Origin of the sequence: Sphingomonas aerolata (assembly GCF_003046295.1) — a bacterium.
Lineage (GTDB): Bacteria > Pseudomonadota > Alphaproteobacteria > Sphingomonadales > Sphingomonadaceae > Sphingomonas > Sphingomonas aerolata.
The window spans coordinates 766,234-780,463 of record NZ_PZZN01000002.1 but is presented as its reverse complement, the minus strand read 5'-3'; the positions used below and the strand labels follow the sequence as shown (position 1 = coordinate 780,463).

At 66.7% G+C, this 14,230-nt stretch carries 16 protein-coding genes and 1 pseudogene; 5 read left to right on the top strand and 12 right to left on the bottom strand.

Translation table 11 applies throughout. From position 1 onward, the window contains the following. Positions 1 to 37 precede the first annotated feature (37 nt). Positions 38 to 910 (top strand): class I SAM-dependent methyltransferase, encoded by an 873-nt coding sequence (locus tag C8J24_RS10985; RefSeq protein ID WP_244180624.1) that lies wholly within the window; start codon positions 38 to 40, stop codon positions 908 to 910. Positions 911 to 912: 2 nt separating this feature from the next. On the opposite strand, the gene C8J24_RS10980 is transcribed toward C8J24_RS10985, so the two are convergent. From C8J24_RS10980 to C8J24_RS10950, 7 genes are all read right to left on the bottom strand, one after another. Then, the gene (locus C8J24_RS10980) at positions 913 to 1,251 is read right to left on the bottom strand and encodes a hypothetical protein (protein WP_107932307.1); all 339 of its coding nucleotides are present in this window, start codon (positions 1,249 to 1,251) and stop codon (positions 913 to 915) included. Next, positions 1,252 to 2,061, bottom strand: a complete 810-nt coding sequence (locus C8J24_RS10975) for a transporter (RefSeq protein ID WP_107932305.1) — start codon at positions 2,059 to 2,061, stop codon at positions 1,252 to 1,254. Next, positions 2,058 to 2,828: an exodeoxyribonuclease III gene (xth, locus tag C8J24_RS10970; protein WP_107932303.1), complete on the bottom strand. Its 771-nt coding sequence runs from the start codon at positions 2,826 to 2,828 to the stop codon at positions 2,058 to 2,060. The genes C8J24_RS10975 and xth overlap by 4 nt, the downstream gene beginning before the upstream one ends. 6 nt (positions 2,829 to 2,834) lie before the next feature. Next, positions 2,835 to 3,173 carry an iron-sulfur cluster insertion protein ErpA gene (gene erpA / locus C8J24_RS10965; RefSeq protein ID WP_107932301.1) on the bottom strand — a complete coding sequence of 113 codons (339 nt, stop codon included), beginning with the start codon at positions 3,171 to 3,173 and terminating at the stop codon, positions 2,835 to 2,837. Between the two features lie 88 nt (positions 3,174 to 3,261). Continuing rightward, the gene (locus C8J24_RS10960; protein ID WP_107932300.1) at positions 3,262 to 4,485 is read right to left on the bottom strand and encodes a M23 family metallopeptidase; all 1,224 of its coding nucleotides are present in this window, start codon (positions 4,483 to 4,485) and stop codon (positions 3,262 to 3,264) included. Between the two features lie 249 nt (positions 4,486 to 4,734). Further along, positions 4,735 to 5,199 (bottom strand): peroxiredoxin, encoded by a 465-nt coding sequence (locus C8J24_RS10955; protein WP_107932297.1) that lies wholly within the window; start codon positions 5,197 to 5,199, stop codon positions 4,735 to 4,737. Continuing rightward, positions 5,192 to 7,801 (bottom strand): bifunctional [glutamine synthetase] adenylyltransferase/[glutamine synthetase]-adenylyl-L-tyrosine phosphorylase, encoded by a 2,610-nt coding sequence (locus C8J24_RS10950; RefSeq protein WP_107932821.1) that lies wholly within the window; start codon positions 7,799 to 7,801, stop codon positions 5,192 to 5,194. The genes C8J24_RS10955 and C8J24_RS10950 overlap by 8 nt, the downstream gene beginning before the upstream one ends. A gap of 148 nt (positions 7,802 to 7,949) precedes the next feature. On the opposite strand from C8J24_RS10950, the gene C8J24_RS10945 reads away from it, so the two are divergent. Next, on the top strand, positions 7,950 to 8,132 hold the full coding sequence (locus C8J24_RS10945; protein ID WP_107932295.1) for a hypothetical protein: 183 nt from the start codon (positions 7,950 to 7,952) through the stop codon (positions 8,130 to 8,132). Between the two features lie 30 nt (positions 8,133 to 8,162). On the opposite strand, the gene C8J24_RS10940 is transcribed toward C8J24_RS10945, so the two are convergent. Both C8J24_RS10940 and C8J24_RS10935 read right to left on the bottom strand, forming a co-directional pair. Further along, on the bottom strand, positions 8,163 to 8,816 hold the full coding sequence (locus C8J24_RS10940) for a sigma-70 family RNA polymerase sigma factor (protein ID WP_031439350.1): 654 nt from the start codon (positions 8,814 to 8,816) through the stop codon (positions 8,163 to 8,165). A 343-nt stretch (positions 8,817 to 9,159) separates the two neighbouring features. After that, the gene (locus tag C8J24_RS10935; RefSeq protein WP_031394883.1) at positions 9,160 to 9,963 is read right to left on the bottom strand and encodes a response regulator; all 804 of its coding nucleotides are present in this window, start codon (positions 9,961 to 9,963) and stop codon (positions 9,160 to 9,162) included. 268 nt (positions 9,964 to 10,231) lie between these two features. Here C8J24_RS10935 and C8J24_RS17870 point away from each other — a divergent pair, with 268 nt between their 5' ends. The 3 genes from C8J24_RS17870 to C8J24_RS10920 all read left to right on the top strand — a co-directional run bounded on the left by C8J24_RS17870 (position 10,232) and on the right by C8J24_RS10920 (position 12,504). Continuing rightward, entirely contained in the window at positions 10,232 to 10,417 is a 186-nt protein-coding gene (locus C8J24_RS17870) for a NepR family anti-sigma factor (RefSeq protein WP_146163677.1), read from the top strand. Positions 10,418 to 10,428: 11 nt separating this feature from the next. Continuing rightward, positions 10,429 to 12,099: a sensor histidine kinase gene (locus C8J24_RS10925; protein WP_107932293.1), complete on the top strand. Its 1,671-nt coding sequence runs from the start codon at positions 10,429 to 10,431 to the stop codon at positions 12,097 to 12,099. 270 nt (positions 12,100 to 12,369) lie between these two features. Then, a complete protein-coding gene (locus C8J24_RS10920; RefSeq protein ID WP_031394885.1) occupies positions 12,370 to 12,504 on the top strand; it encodes an entericidin A/B family lipoprotein in 135 nt (44 codons plus the stop codon). Positions 12,505 to 12,581: 77 nt separating this feature from the next. On the opposite strand, the gene tatC is transcribed toward C8J24_RS10920, so the two are convergent. The 3 genes and pseudogenes from tatC to C8J24_RS10905 all read right to left on the bottom strand — a co-directional run bounded on the left by tatC (position 12,582) and on the right by C8J24_RS10905 (position 14,206). Beyond that, a complete protein-coding gene (tatC, locus tag C8J24_RS10915) occupies positions 12,582 to 13,373 on the bottom strand; it encodes a twin-arginine translocase subunit TatC (RefSeq protein ID WP_031394886.1) in 792 nt (263 codons plus the stop codon). Positions 13,374 to 13,548: 175 nt separating this feature from the next. Next, a pseudogene (gene tatB, locus C8J24_RS10910) lies at positions 13,549 to 13,917 on the bottom strand (Sec-independent protein translocase protein TatB); the annotation flags it as partial. A 49-nt stretch (positions 13,918 to 13,966) separates the two neighbouring features. After that, positions 13,967 to 14,206: a twin-arginine translocase TatA/TatE family subunit gene (locus tag C8J24_RS10905; protein ID WP_031394888.1), complete on the bottom strand. Its 240-nt coding sequence runs from the start codon at positions 14,204 to 14,206 to the stop codon at positions 13,967 to 13,969. Positions 14,207 to 14,230 lie beyond the last annotated feature (24 nt).

The following is a 14,230-nucleotide window of genomic DNA, read 5'->3' as shown; positions in this document are numbered from 1 at the left end:
CCTTGTCGTCAAAGCATGCAGACGGCACAAGCGCGGCGTGCAGATCCCAGACCCCAGCCAAGGCAGCGCCCCGGAAATCTTCGACCGGGTCGCCCGCCGCCAGCGCCGCGACCGCGCGCGTGCCGCCTATGCCGACGCGGATTTCGTGCGCGCGACGATGCTCGACGGGATCGCCGAGCGGCTCGATGCGGTGACGCGGGACTTTGCCGACATTCTCGACCTTGGATGTTTCGACGGCGCGTTCGTCGCGCCCCCGGGAGCACGGGTCGTACGCTGCGATGCGGGCCACGGCTTTGCCGCGCACGCAGGCGGGGTTCAGGCCGACGAGGACCGGCTGCCCTTTGCCGACGCATCGTTCGACCTCGTCGTCAGCGCGGGCGTGCTCGACCAGGTCAACGACCTGCCCGGCGCGCTGTCGCTGATCCGCCGCGTGCTGCGCCCGGATGGACTGTTCCTCGGCGCGTTCGTCGGGGCGGGGAGCCTGCCGTCGCTCCGCCAGGCGTTGCGGGTGGCGGAGGCGGAGCGACCCGCCGCGCGGCTGCATCCGCAGATCGACGTCCGTTCGGCGGGCGATCTGCTGATGCGCGCGGGCTTTGCGCTGCCGGTGGCGGACATCGAGACGCTGAACGTCGGCTACCGCGATGTCGGGCGACTGCTCGGCGATCTTCGCGGGATGGCGGCGACGAACGTGCTCGCGGGGCGCAGCGCGCTTGGCCGGCAGGCGCTGGCGAGGCTCGCACAGGCCTTTGCCGAGCTCGCCGACGCGGGCGGGCGGACTGCTGAGCGTTTCGAGATCATCTTCCTGACCGGCTGGTCGCCTGCCCCGTCACAGCCCAAGCCGGCACGACGCGGCAGCGGCACCGCCTCGCTCAGCGATGCGCTCCGGACCCGGCCCCGCGACCCGGCCTGAGCCTAACGGGCGGGGTCGGCCGCTCGGCGACCCGGACCGAACGGGATGCGCAGCGTGACCACCGCCCCGGATCCGGTCGCCCCCGGCAGCGTGCTCTGGACTGCGTGGACCTTGCCCGTCCCGCCGCCCGGCAGCCGGAACGTCATCGGTGCATCGGGTGCGCTTACCGGCGGCGTGGGAAGCCGTGCAAGACGCTGGTCGGTCGGCCGGCCACAGACGACGATCTCGCCACCGGGCGGCGTTACGGGACAGGGGGTCGCCGCCCGAGCGACCGGGGGGCGAAGTTCGCGCGGCAGCGGGGGGCCGGCGACGGCCTGCAGTCCGATCAGCACCGCGATCATCTAGAACCTCCGCGCCACCCCCGCATATAGTCGCGCGTCGGGGGTATCATGGGTCAAGCCTGCCGCCCCGAAAATGTCAAACTGAAGATCGTCGCGGGCCATCCAGGCGAGCGACAGCGCAGCCAGTGCCTGGGTGCTGCGGCCGGACGGGTCATCGTCGCGCAGTGCCTGCAACTCGGCATTCAGCGTCACCGCCTTGTCGAGCGTGAAGGCGAGGCCGACCGCGCTGCTATAGGCCAGGTGCCGGCCATGCCCGTCATCGTCGACCGCGGCATCGACTTCGGGTGTCAGGTCGAGCGACACCGTGTCGGACATTTCGAATGTCACCGGCAGCAGCAACCCGCTGCCCCAGTCGCCATCACCGACCGGCGAACGGCCGACGGGCAGCGTCACGAACGGCAGGACGGCAATCGACAGGCCCTTGCCGTCGGGATGGCTCAGGCTGGCCTTCATGCTCAGTGACAGGTCGCCGATGCGGTCCGCGACGTCGATGCCCGTTTCGTCGCGCGTCCGGTCATGGCCGAACGGTGTCCATCCCACCCGTGCCTCGACCGTGTCGCTAACCCCGACCCGGACCAGCGTATCGGCGATCAGGACATTGTCCTCGCGCGACCCCGCCCCGTCGTCGCGCGTCCAGTCGGCGAGCGCGGTTTCGACCGAGACGCGGCCTTTTTCCATGGTGCAGGCGGGCGTATCGATCCCCGGGCGTTCAGGGCAATAGTCCCGCTCCTGCGCGCAAACCTGGCTCGAACAGGCCAATAGCAGCGTCGCTAGCACACCCGCAGCAAGCCGCCCCGCCGGTGCATTCATCGCAGGCGGACCCAGGTCGGGGCATGATCGCTCGCCTTCTCGCGGCCGCGATAGGCCTTGTCGACACCGGCATCGATCATCCGGTCGGCCGCCTGCGGGCTGAGCAGCAGATGATCGATGCGGAAGCCCGCGTCGCGCTGCCACGCGCCCGCCTGATAGTCCCAGAAGGTCCACACGCCCCCCTTGGGAAACTGCGTTCGAAGGGCATCGGTCCAGCCCTGCCCGAGCAACGCGCGATAGGCGCTGCGGCTTTCGGGCTGCATCAGCGCATCGTCCTGCATCCGCGACACCGAAAACGTGTCGTCGTCATTCGCGATCACGTTGTAATCGCCCGCGAGGATGGCGGGTACCTCCTCGGCCAGCAGCACGCGCGCGCGCGCCGCAAGCCGCGTCATCCAGCGCAGCTTATAGTCGAATTTCGGGCCGGGCTGCGGATTGCCGTTGGGCAGATACAGCGCGGCGATCGTCAGCCCGTCGACCTCGGCCTCGATATAGCGGCTGTGCTCGTCTTCCGGCTCGCCTTCAAGGCCGCGTTGCCGGACCCTGGGGGTCTGCCCCTTGGCAAGGATCGCCACGCCGTTCCAGGCCTTTTGCCCATGCCAGACAACACCGTACCCCGCCGCCTCGATCTCCGCGGCCGGAAAGGTTTCGTCGCTGGTCTTGAGTTCCTGCAGACAGACGATTTCGGGCTGCTCTTCGGCAAGATATTCGAGCAGCCGCGGGAGACGAGCCTTGATCCCGTTGATGTTGTACGTGACGATCTTCACCGGGCGTCAGACCGAAAAGCTCGAGCCGCAACCGCAGCCCGAGGCTGCATTGGGGTTCTCCACGCGGAACGCCGCGCCGGCGAGCGACTCGACATAGTCGACAGCGCAACCCCGGACGAGGTCGATGCTGACGCTGTCGACGACCAGCCGGACGCCGTCGCGTTCGGCAACCACGTCATCCGCCTCGGCCGCATCGGCGAACCCGAACTTGTACTGGAAACCAGAACAGCCACCGCCATCGACCGAAAGGCGCAGGATCGCCGGCTTGCCCTGTCGGGCAGCAATGGCGGCGACGCGCGCCGCAGCGGAGGGGGTCAGGATGATGTCGGGAGCCAGGGTTACCATGGTCCCGAGATAGGCGGTCCCGCTATCCGCGGCAACCTCGCCCTGCCGCGGAGGACCGCGGACAGGGCTTGATAGAAAACCGTACGGCTCAGTCCTGCGCCGCAGGACCGTCGGTCGAGACCGGGATGGCACCGACCGAGCGATCCTGCGCGGCGAGAAGGTAGTCGGCGCTCGTGAGGAACGGAATGGGGTTCACGGCATGACCGTCGATCCGGACTTCATAATGAAGATGCGGGCCGGTCGAGCGACCGGTCGAGCCCATCAGCGCGATCAGCTGGCCGCGCGTCACGCGGGCATTGTCGCCGACGAGGATCTTCGAGAGATGGCCGTACCGGGTCGCGATGCCCTTGCCGTGATTGAGCTCGACGAGATTGCCATAGCCGCCCTGACGACCGGCATGCGAGACGATGCCGTCAGCCGTGGCGTAGATCGGCGTTCCGACCGGACCCGGAATGTCGACGCCGGCATGCATCGCAGCGGTTCCGCGGAACGGATCCGAACGTATGCCGAAATTGCTGGTGAACGACAGCAGATGAACCGGCTGGACCGAAGGGATCGCGATCACCCCCTGCTGCAGCGTATCGAGCTTCTTCCAGGTCTGGAACAGCGTGCGGAACTGGGCGTCGGCGCGGACATCGGCCAGCGCCTCGGGGCTGTCGGCAGCGACCAGCGGTCCGCCCATGGCGGCCTGCTTGCTCGCCTGGGTGCGCTTGGCGGCGGCAGCGACGCGTTCGGGGCGCAGGCCGAGCTTGCGCACGGTGTCGGTGGTGTCGGCATAGCGCTGATCAAGGATGGTCTGGGCAGCGTCAGCGAGAACGCGCTGGCGGCCTTCGACCTTGACCAGCGGCTTGACGACATCGGCGGCCAGCGCATCGGGCGCGGGGTCGATCGCCAGCGTGGCCAGCGCCATCGCCTTGGCGTCGCCCTTGCCGGTCAGGGCGGCGGTGATCAGCTGCTGGCGCTGTTCGACCCGCGCGGCGTGTGCTGCGGCGGTCTCGCGAATGGTCGCGACGCGCGCTTGCATCTGACCGATGCGGCGCTCCATCTGCGCGACCTGGAGTTCGGAATTGGGTGCGGCAACGACGCCGGTCGCGGCTGCGGCGCCATAGGCTGCCTGCGCGGCACCATAGCCGGAAAAGCCGAGCGTTACGGCGCTGAGTGCCGCCATCGCGGCCTGCTTGCGGCTGCCCAGGCGAACCCGGCGGACCGAGTGGCCGTCGTGAACCGTCAGGTCCCGCGCGGCGAAGAGCGTCTTGATACGAAAGGCTGCGCGGTTGGCTAAGGCTGCAGCGGAAACGGTGATATCGACCATTGGTCCCCGACAAAAAACAGGAGCCGGATCGCAAACGGGCCCGGCGCCAAGACTCTGTCCTGAACCGCAGCCCCTCCGCGTCCCAGACAAGTCAGGATGTGTGCCGATTTGACCCACTTCGGCAAGAGCCGCGCCGCTAACTTGGGGTGGACCGGGACGCGCGTGCGTTGAGCCGTTGAAACCAAATGGTACCGGTAAAAAGGAATCGCCCCGCCAGGCGACGCCGCGCCCTGCCCCGTGGAAGGGTCTTTATCGCGGGATCAGCGCCTTGGCGGCAGCAAGAACGGCTTCGGCATGGCCGGGGACCCGGACCTTGCGCCACGATGTCGCCAGTCGGCCGTCCGCGTCGAACAGGAAGGTCGCGCGCTCGATTCCCATATATTTGCGGCCGTACATCGCCTTCTCGACCCAGACCCCGAAACCCTCGCAGACCGTGCCATCGACGTCGGTCGCCAGTGAGACCGTCAGCCCGTGCTTGGCGCTGAACTTGGCATGCGCGGCGGGTCCGTCCTTCGACACGCCGAGCACGCCGACCCCGATCTCCGCGAAGGCCGACTCGAGCGCGGAAAAGTCCTGCGCCTCGCGGGTGCAGCCGGCGGTATCGTCCTTGGGATAGAAATAGACGACCAGCGGCCGCGCCAGCGTCGTCAGCGCGACGACCGTGCCATCGGGCATCGTCACCGCGACGTCCGGGATCATCGCACCGTCATTCATCCTGCTCTCCTGTCAGTTCGTGCCAGAACGCGGTCACCTGTTGCCGGACCTCGGCAAGGCCCGCAAGAACCGCAGGCCAGTCATGCAGCCCGAGCGCGCGCGCGATCAACGCTTGCGTCGGCGGGCCGGGCGGCGCCGCGTCGGGCGCGACGAGCCGCAGCGTCACGAGCAGCCGCGTCAGGATATCATGCGCGGCGAGCATCGTCGCGGGCATCCGCCCTTCGGCGACGAGCTGCGCGATCGCACGCCCCAGATTGGCATCGAAGCCGCTGCGCTCAACGAGTTGTACGACATGCGTCGCGAATTCGAGATCGACCAGACCACCCGGCAGAAGCTTTGCGTCGAGCGGCCCCTTGGCGGGCTTGTGCGCGGCCATGTCGGCGCGCATCCGCGTCGCATCGCCGACCACGTCGCGCTCGGTCCGCGCACCGGTCAGGACATCGGCGATCACCGCCGACAGCGCCGCCCGGGCGGGCGCGGATCCGAAGACGGGCCGCGCCCTGGTCAGCGCCATATGCTCCCACGTCCAGGCCTCCTCATGCTGATAGCGTGCGAAGCTGTCGAGCGTCACGACCAGCGGCCCCTGCGCCCCCGATGGCCGCAGCCGCGTATCAATCTGATAGAGCGGCCCGGCCGCGGTCGCGACCGACAAGGCCGCAGTCACCCGCTGCGCCAGCCGGTTGTAGTAGAGCGTCGCGCCAAGCGGTTTGGCGCCATCCGACTCGGCAGTGAAATCGCCGGTGAAGAGGTAGACGAGGTCGAGATCGGACGCATGCGTCAGCATCGCCCCGCCCATCCGGCCGAGCGCCAGGATCACGAGTTCGCTGCCCGGCACCCGGCCATGGACGTCGGCAAAGCTGCGAATCGTCGCCTCCGCCAGTACCGCGATCGCCGCCTCTGCCACGCGCGCATAGCCCGCCGCGACGTCGAGCGGATCCGACGTCCCCGCAACGATCTGCGCACCCAGCGCAAAGCGCAGTTCGCCGACCACGCGCCGGACGTGATCGAGCCGCCCCTGATAATCGAGCCCCGCCTCGCCCGCGCGCATCCGGTCGATCAGCGCGTCGACCGCCGCGACCGGGGCGAGCGCCGTCGCATCGATCAACCCGTCGAGCAGCGCGGGGCGCCGCGCCAGTTCCTCCGCCAGCGTCGGCGCGTGGCTCAGGATCGCCGCAAGGAGCGTGGCGAGCGCCGGTCGTGCTTCGAGCAGTCGGAATACGTTGATCGCGCTCGGCAGACGCTCGAGCATCGAATCGAGTCTCAGCATCGCGGCCTGCGGCTCGGGCGCGGCGGCGAGCGCCGGGACCAGCGTCGGCAGGACCGCCTCGAGCGCCGCCTGCGCGGCACTGCTACGCAGCGCGGGATAGGCCCCTGCCCGCCACGCGGCGATCCGCTGGCGCGCGGGTTCGGGTTCGGCAAACCCCGCCTCTGCCAGCTCGGCGTCGAGCCGCGTCGGATCATGCGAAAGCCCGGATGCCGCGCCATCGTCGAGCGCGTCGTAGATCCGCCCGGTCGCCGCCACGTGTGGGGCGAGCAGCGCCAACAACGCGGCGCTGCCGTCGAGCCCGTGCAGCCACGCCACCCGCTCGAGCGCATCGCCGGTCGGCAAGGCATGCGTCTGCCGGTCGTCGATCATCTGCACCCGGTGCTCGATCGTCCGCAGCAGCGTGTAGCTTTCGATCAGCGCGCGCGCCTCATCTCCGCCGATCCACCCCGCCTCCGCCAGCCGCGCAAGCGCGACGCGGGTGGCCGGCGCGCGGAGTACGGGATCGCGACCGCCATGGATCAACTGATGGATCTGCGCGAAGAATTCGGCTTCGCGGATCCCGCCGCGGCCGCGCTTCAGGTCGTAACCCGGCCCGAAGGCCTGACCCTGCGCATGATGATCGCGGATCCGTCGCGAGATGCCGCGAATCTCGCCGATCGCGCCGAAATCGAGCGCGCGCCGCCAGACGAACGGGCGGACCGTGTCGAGGAACTGCCTGCCAAGCGCGATATCGCCCGCTGCGGCGCGCGCGCGGATGAAGGCGGCACGCTCCCAGGGGAGCGCCTGCGCCTCGTAATAGCTGATCGCCGCATCGATCGGCAGCGCGATCGGCGTGATCTCGGGAGACGGCCGCAGGCGGAGGTCGACGCGCAGCACATAGCCGTCGCCGTCACGTGCCTGGAGCAGTTCAACGACGCGCTTGCCGATCCGCACGGCGGCGGCTTCGGGTTCCTCGCGCGGGCGGAGCGGCAGCGTGTCCGGATCGTAGATCAGGATCGGATCGATATCCGACGAATAGTTGAGTTCGCCGCTGCCCTGTTTACCGAGCGCGATCGCGGCGAACCCGCGCGGTTCGGCGCCGGGTGTGCGTTCTTCGATCGCGGTGCGGATCGCGGTGTCGAGCGCGTGGTCGGCAAACCCGGTGAGCTGCTGCGTCACGGCGCTTAGGTCGAACACGCCGGCCAGATCACCGATCGCGACCCTCAGCGCGAGCGCACGCCGTTCGAGGCGTAGGCGTCGTGCGACCGGCATGTCGAGATCGAGCGGCGCCGGGATGGGATCCAGCCGCCCCTCCGCCAGCGCGGCGGCAAGGACAGGCTCGCGGTCGAGGAGCATGGCGAGGAAGGGGGACCAGCGTCGCGCGCGCTGCGTCGCGGCGATGATGTCCGACGCCCGATGCGCGTTATCCAAGCCACACCCCACAATTCTTTTATAAAGTCAAGCCAGGGTAGCAACAAAAAGCCTTGAAGCTCGTTGACCCTGCATGACCCATCTGCACCCGACCATCCGCCGTGACCAGACCGATCATCTGGTCGTTCGCGCGCCCCGCAAGACGGATGCGATCGGGCAGTCGCTGCGCGGTGCATTCGATCGTGATTCCGGAATGCCTGACGAGTTCATATCGTTGCTGCGTGAGCTCGACACTGTATCCTCGCGACGCCACTGATTCAAACGCCAGCCGCGGCGAGCGTCTATATCAACGCCCGCGGCTCAGTTCCTCGACGTCGCCCATGATCGAGTCGAGTGCCGTCTTCGTCGTGTCGGTTTCATGATCGCGACGCGACGGCAGCGATCCATCCGTCAGAATGGTTTCGAGCGCAACACGGCCACGCGCAACCCGGCTCTTGATCGTGCCGACCGCCACGTTGCAGATTTCCGCTGCCTCTTCATACGCAAACCCGCCCGCGCCGACGAGGATCAACGCCTCACGCTGAGGCTGCGGCAGGTGCATCAATGCGCGCTGCATATCGCCCAGCTCGACATGCCGGTCCTGGCTCGCGGGGGCTGCAAGGATACGATCCGCCACCAGATCGTCCCATTCACCCTTGAAACGGGCGCGGCGCATCTGTGACAGATAGAGGTTGCGCAGGATGATGAACGTCCAGGCACGCATGTTCGTGCCAGCCTGGAAGCGCAGCCGTGCGGCCCACGCCTTCAGCAGTGTCTCCTGCACCAGGTCATCCGCAAGGTCGCGGCTGCCCGACAGCGAACGCCCGAACGCACGAAGGTGCGGAATCACCTGGGCAAGCTGGACCTTGAACTCGGCATCGGAAAGCGAGACGTGCTCAACGGGCGCGACCTGAGGCTCGGCGCCGTCGACTTCGTCGTCACGCTGGGCGGGCTGTACCATGAAATTCCGATCGTTCCCGAATGACGACCGCCGCCCAGAGGACGGCAATCTTGAGCATACGGACCGGCATCAACCGGTCCGCCACGCCACGCATATGCTATCGAATGACGAGAAATGCAAAAATGGCGATAACCAGGACCAGTGATATCACAAGGATATAGCGGGTCATATGCGGTGTTGCGCCGGCGCGGGCGTCTTCGCCGGCGACGTGGATCTGCTCTTTTGGGTCAACCATGAGACTGAAACCCCCGAACGCCGTTTTGGGTCCGTAACTATCAAAACTTGATGCCGGCGTTGCTGACGATATCGTCGACGGCAACCCCGGCCCAAGTCTAGCGGCGCATCAGGCGCCCGGAACGGTCGTCTGATCGAAGAACAGTGCCTGGCTGATTGCCGCCTTCACTGTCGAACGCTGGAACGGCTTGGTGATCAGGAAGGTGGGCTCGGGACGTTCACCGGTCAGGAGACGTTCGGGGAACGCGGTGATGAAGATCACGGGAACCTCGAATTCGGCAAGGATGTCCTTGACCGCGTCGATACCCGAGCTGTCGTCTGCCAGCTGAATATCGGCGAGCACGAGACCCGGACGCTCTTCCATCGCAAGGGCCACGGCCTCGTCGCGGGTCACTGCGACACCGGTCACGTCGTGGCCCAGGTCGCGCACGATCGTCTCGATATCCATCGCGATGATCGGCTCGTCCTCGATGATGAGAACGCGAGCGCGTGTCTGACCTTCGATTTCCGCCAGTGCTGCGGCGACGAGCTCTTCGACCTCGTTCGCATCGACGTCGATCAGATAGGCCGCGTCCTCGGGCGTGAAACCTTCCATCGCGGTCAGCAACAGCGCCTGACGCGACAGCGGAGTCATCCGCGACATACGTGCGCGAGCAACTGCGGCGTGGCCGTCGGTATCGCCCACACCCTCGTCGCCCATCTCGTCATAATTCGCCGACGACCAGATTGCCTGGAACATCCGATAGAGACCGAGACGCGGATCGACATCCTTCGGGAATTCATCTGGCGCCGCGACGATCGCCTCGAGCGTCGCGCGAACATATTTGTCGCCATGACTCTGGCTGCCGGTCAGGGCCCGGCCGTAGCGCCGCAGAAAGGGAAGATGCGGTGCGAGTTGCTGTCCAAGCGACATGGGTATTGGTAACTCCCTGATCGTTACGCCGGCCCGGTGAGGACGACGATACTAGAATATGACGCGACCGACCGATTGCCAGACCCTCGGAACCTTTTGGCCCGACGCCCACGACAATATCGATTTTTCGCTCGAACAGGGAACTAACGAGAGGCTATTTGGTTTCACGGACAATCACCGCGAGTGTATGACGCAGGTCTAGCTGTGTCATGTGCCGCCCGCGGCCTATGGTAAACATCATCTTACGTGCGTCGTGCAGGGGGAAATTTTGAGTTTGGGCCACGACACGCAGAACGAAACTCCCGCCGGCACTCCCGCCGGCAAGGGCACCGGCAAGCCGCGCGACACGGCCCGCGATCGGCAGATGGGAACGGCATTGCGGTCGGTCTATCAGCAGACCGTCGAGGAAGCCGTTCCTGACGAGTTTCTGGCGCTGCTCGGCAAGTTGGACTGAGGGCGGGCCGCATGGCCTCGCCAACCGGTTCCGTGAGCAAATCCGGCACCCCGTCACCTGCCGTCCCGGGCTCCACAGAGACCCCGACCGACACCAGCTCCGTTGACGCCGATGCGACAGCGGCTCGTCCACTGTCGCAGATCGCCACCGCGATCGGGCGTCTCCCCACCGGGGCCAAGCTTTTCCTGATCCTCAGCGCAGCGCTTCTGCCGCTCGCGCTGATCGCGATCTTCGCCACCTTGCAGACGACGCGTGTCGCCGATGCGGAAGCCCGTGCACGGTTGCGGGTCGCTGCGGCAGAAAGCGCACGATCGATCGCCATCGAACTGATCGGCGACATGACCGCGTTGCGCGTTGCGGTGAACGCGCTGGGCTTCGACCCCGCCGATGCGCCGAGCTGCGCCCGCGCGCAGGGCGTGTTCGCGCAGCAGGCCTCCTCGGGTACGCGATTTGTCATCACCGACCGCGCCGGCCGCGTGCTGTGCGGGCGCGCGCTGCCCGAAGCCGTCGCGCTGGATTCGACAAGCAATCCCGTTGCTGCCGCGATCGTCCCGAACCGCGGACTGGTCCTCGCGATCACCGGTCCCGGCGGGGAGACATCGGCACGCGCCTATTTCCCGCAGCCCTTCCTCGAACGGATCGGCCGGCCGTCCAACCAGACCTTGGAATTCAACAGCGCGCTGATGCTCGGACAGGATGCGCTGCTCCTTGAATCGATCGACGACGAGGCACCGCTCGACCGGCTGGAAACGATGCGCACCGATCTCGGCGTTGCGGGCCTCGCGCTACGCACAAGCATCCGCAGCGCACCGATCACCTCGTCGCTGATCATCGCGCTGTTGCTGCCGCTACTGATGTGGGCGGCGGCGGCGGGGATCGGCTGGTTCGTCGTCGATCGCCTGCTGATCCGTCCCTTGCGGCAATTGCGCGCCGCGGTCGCCGCGTTCACGCCGGGTGAGGTCATTGATACGGGCACCGTCCGCACCATGCCTGCGCAGGAGATCCGCGAGCTCGGCGACACCTTCCAGGTCATCAGCCGGACCGTGGCGGCGCACGAAGCGGGCCTGGCGGCCGGGCTCGTGCGACAGACCAAGCTGACGCGCGAAGTGCACCACCGGGTGAAGAACAATCTCCAGGTGATCTCCAGCCTGATCAACTTCCATGCGCGCAGCGCACGCAGCGCCGACGCGACCGAGGCCTATTCGTCGATCCAGCGCCGGGTCGACGCGCTGGCGGTCGTTCACCGCAATCACTTTGCCGAGCTCGAGGAAAATCGCGGTCTCAACATGCGCACGATGCTCGGCGAGTTGTCCGCCAACATCCGCGCCACCGCCCCCGATCGCTCGCACGGTCTCGGCATCACGCTCGACGTCGCTCCGTTCCTCGTCAATCAGGACGTCGCCGTCGCGGTGGCGTTTCTTGCGACCGAAACGATCGAGCTGGCGATGACCTGCGATCCTTCGGCACAGATCCGCGTATCGATCCAGCCCGGCGCCACGCCCGACCGCGCAGTGCTCCGCGTCGTCTCGCGGGCGCTGATCGAGAGCGACGCGCTGCGCGAGGCAGCAACACGCTATGGCCGTGTAATGGAAGGCCTTTCACGCCAGTTGCGCTCGGCGCTCCATCATGACCCGCTGGTCGGCGCGTATGAGATCGCCTTTGCCGTCATCGGGCGCGATTGAGCACGACAAAACACCTCGTCGAAAAAAACTTGAAAACGGCAGGAACCACCTTTCCCGAGCGCCGTTCTATAGTTCGGATAGCGACTTTATGCCCCCCGCTCTCGCTATCCAAGTGACAGGCCCGGAAGCATCACCCTCCCCCCCCCGGTGACGCTTCCGGGCCTTTATCATTCCAAATCAGATGCGTGCCTGGTTGCACCAACGGAACGAAACCCGCGCCCGTACATTTCTCCCCTCGGTGGCATTCAAGCCCTTCTAGGAGGAAGTATTATGCGTAAGTTGGTTGGATTGGCCGTTGTGGCCAGCGCGCTCATCGTGTCGGCATGCAACACTGTCGAAGGCGCCGGCAAGGACGTGAGCTCGGCCGGCCGCACCGTGGCGAAGACCGCGAGCGACGCCAAGTAAGCCGTTGCGCTTGAGATACGAAAACGGGGCCCGGTGCAGCTGCACCGGGCCCCGTTTTTACGTCTGGCGCCGATCGCTCAGTGCGTTTCGGCGATATCGGTGGAGTCCGACGTCTCATCCTGCGCCTTGGCCTTTGCCCGGCTGCGCTCGGTGAACCAGATGCCGATCAGCGCGAATTCATACAGGATGGTCAGCGGGATCGCGAGCAGCAGCTGCGACCCGATATCCGGGGGCGTCAGGACCGCGGCAATCGCGAACGCCGCAACGATGGCGTAGCGCCGCGCGCCGACGAGCTGCTTGCGCGTGACGATCCCGGCGCGCTCGAGCAGCATCAGCAGCACGGGCAGCAGGAAAGCGATCCCGAAGCCGAACAGGAACTGCATCGTGAACGACAGGTAATTGCCGATCGCCGGCAGCGCCTCACGCTTCACGCCGCCGACCACGCCGTCGAACCCCAGCAGGAAGTGGAGCGCCATCGGGATCGCGACATAATAGGCCATGGCCGCGCCCGTGAGGAACAGCACGGGGGTCGCGAGGATGAACGGCAGGAGCGCGTTCTTCTCCTTCTTGTACAGACCGGGGGCAACGAACTGCCAGAGCTGGTTCGCTATGACCGGGAAGGACAGCATCATCGCCGCGAAGAACGCAACCTTCACCTGGACGAAGAACGCCTCGAACACTTCGGTGTAGATCACTGTATCCTGCCCCGCCGCGAGCAGCGGGTGGACGAGGAAGCCGAAGATATCCTCGGCAAAATACATCGCCACGGCGAACGTCACGACCAGCGCGGCGATGCAATAGAGCAGCCGCCGCCGCAACTCGATCAGATGGTCGAGCAAGGGGGCCCGGCTCTCGTCGATCTCACTCATGACGCTATGCTCTCGGCAGTCTGGAAGTCGGTCACGACGACGCTACGTCGGACTTGCCCGTCCGCGCGTCGGACGGCGTGGCAGCCGGTATGGCGTGTTCATGCCGATCAAGCCCGGGTGCGGCGTCGACGCCTGCCCGGTGATCCGGAGCCGGCGCTTCGATATCGAGGCCGGCCGGCGCCGGCTTATCACCCGAGGGCCCGGATGCCGGGAGCACGACGGGCTTCTCGACCATCACGGGTTCGGACGACGGCAGATCGTGATGGATGTCGGGTTCGGGCGAATGGACGATCTGCGCGGTGTCGGTCGGCGGGTGCTCACGCATGATCCGCTCATTCTCCGACGCCCAGCGCTTTTCCATTTCCTCGAGCTCCGCCTCGCGGACCATCGAGTCGAACCCCGACCGGAATTGCCGCGCGACGCCGCGCGCCTTGCCGACCCAATAGCCGACGACGCGCATCGCCTTGGGGAGGTCCTTTGGACCGATCACGACGAGCGCGACGAACGCCACGAGCAGGAATTCGGACGGAGCGATATCGAACATTCAGGCGCGCCTATCTGGACCCGTCGAGTCTGGGAACGTCAAGCGCGGCTCAGCGGTCTTCGCGGACGCGATTGCCGTCGCGATCGAACGCCGGATCGGCGGTCTTCTGAGCTTCGATACGCGCGGATGGCTTGGCCGGCGTCTCGTCGTCAGGCTCGGCCATGCCCTTCTTGAAGTTCTTAACGCCCTTGGCAACGTCGCCCATCAGGCTGGAAAACCGACCGCCGCCCAGAAGGAGGATCGCGACGACCGCAAGAACGAGCAGATGGATCGGGCTGAATCCGCCCATGACAATTCTCCTGAAAACCTGCCT

Excerpts from the sequence above, each read along its gene's own strand:
- C8J24_RS10935 (WP_031394883.1), bottom strand. The coding sequence starts at position 9,963 with ATGTCGCTTGGACAGCAACTCGCACCGCATCTTCCCTTTCTGCGGCGC.
- C8J24_RS10920 (WP_031394885.1), top strand. The coding sequence starts at position 12,370 with ATGCGTAAGTTGGTTGGATTGGCCGTTGTGGCCAGCGCGCTCATCGTG.
- C8J24_RS10960 (WP_107932300.1), bottom strand. The coding sequence starts at position 4,485 with ATGGTCGATATCACCGTTTCCGCTGCAGCCTTAGCCAACCGCGCAGCC.
- C8J24_RS10975 (WP_107932305.1), bottom strand. The coding sequence starts at position 2,061 with ATGAATGCACCGGCGGGGCGGCTTGCTGCGGGTGTGCTAGCGACGCTG.
- C8J24_RS10940 (WP_031439350.1), bottom strand. The coding sequence starts at position 8,816 with ATGGTACAGCCCGCCCAGCGTGACGACGAAGTCGACGGCGCCGAGCCT.
- C8J24_RS10955 (WP_107932297.1), bottom strand. The coding sequence starts at position 5,199 with ATGAATGACGGTGCGATGATCCCGGACGTCGCGGTGACGATGCCCGAT.
- C8J24_RS10925 (WP_107932293.1), top strand. The coding sequence starts at position 10,429 with ATGGCCTCGCCAACCGGTTCCGTGAGCAAATCCGGCACCCCGTCACCT.
- tatC (WP_031394886.1), bottom strand. The coding sequence starts at position 13,373 with ATGAGTGAGATCGACGAGAGCCGGGCCCCCTTGCTCGACCATCTGATC.
- C8J24_RS10980 (WP_107932307.1), bottom strand. The coding sequence starts at position 1,251 with ATGATCGCGGTGCTGATCGGACTGCAGGCCGTCGCCGGCCCCCCGCTG.
- C8J24_RS10950 (WP_107932821.1), bottom strand. The coding sequence starts at position 7,801 with ATGCTCCTCGACCGCGAGCCTGTCCTTGCCGCCGCGCTGGCGGAGGGG.
- C8J24_RS10945 (WP_107932295.1), top strand. The coding sequence starts at position 7,950 with ATGACCCATCTGCACCCGACCATCCGCCGTGACCAGACCGATCATCTG.
- C8J24_RS10905 (WP_031394888.1), bottom strand. The coding sequence starts at position 14,206 with ATGGGCGGATTCAGCCCGATCCATCTGCTCGTTCTTGCGGTCGTCGCG.
- erpA (WP_107932301.1), bottom strand. The coding sequence starts at position 3,173 with ATGGTAACCCTGGCTCCCGACATCATCCTGACCCCCTCCGCTGCGGCG.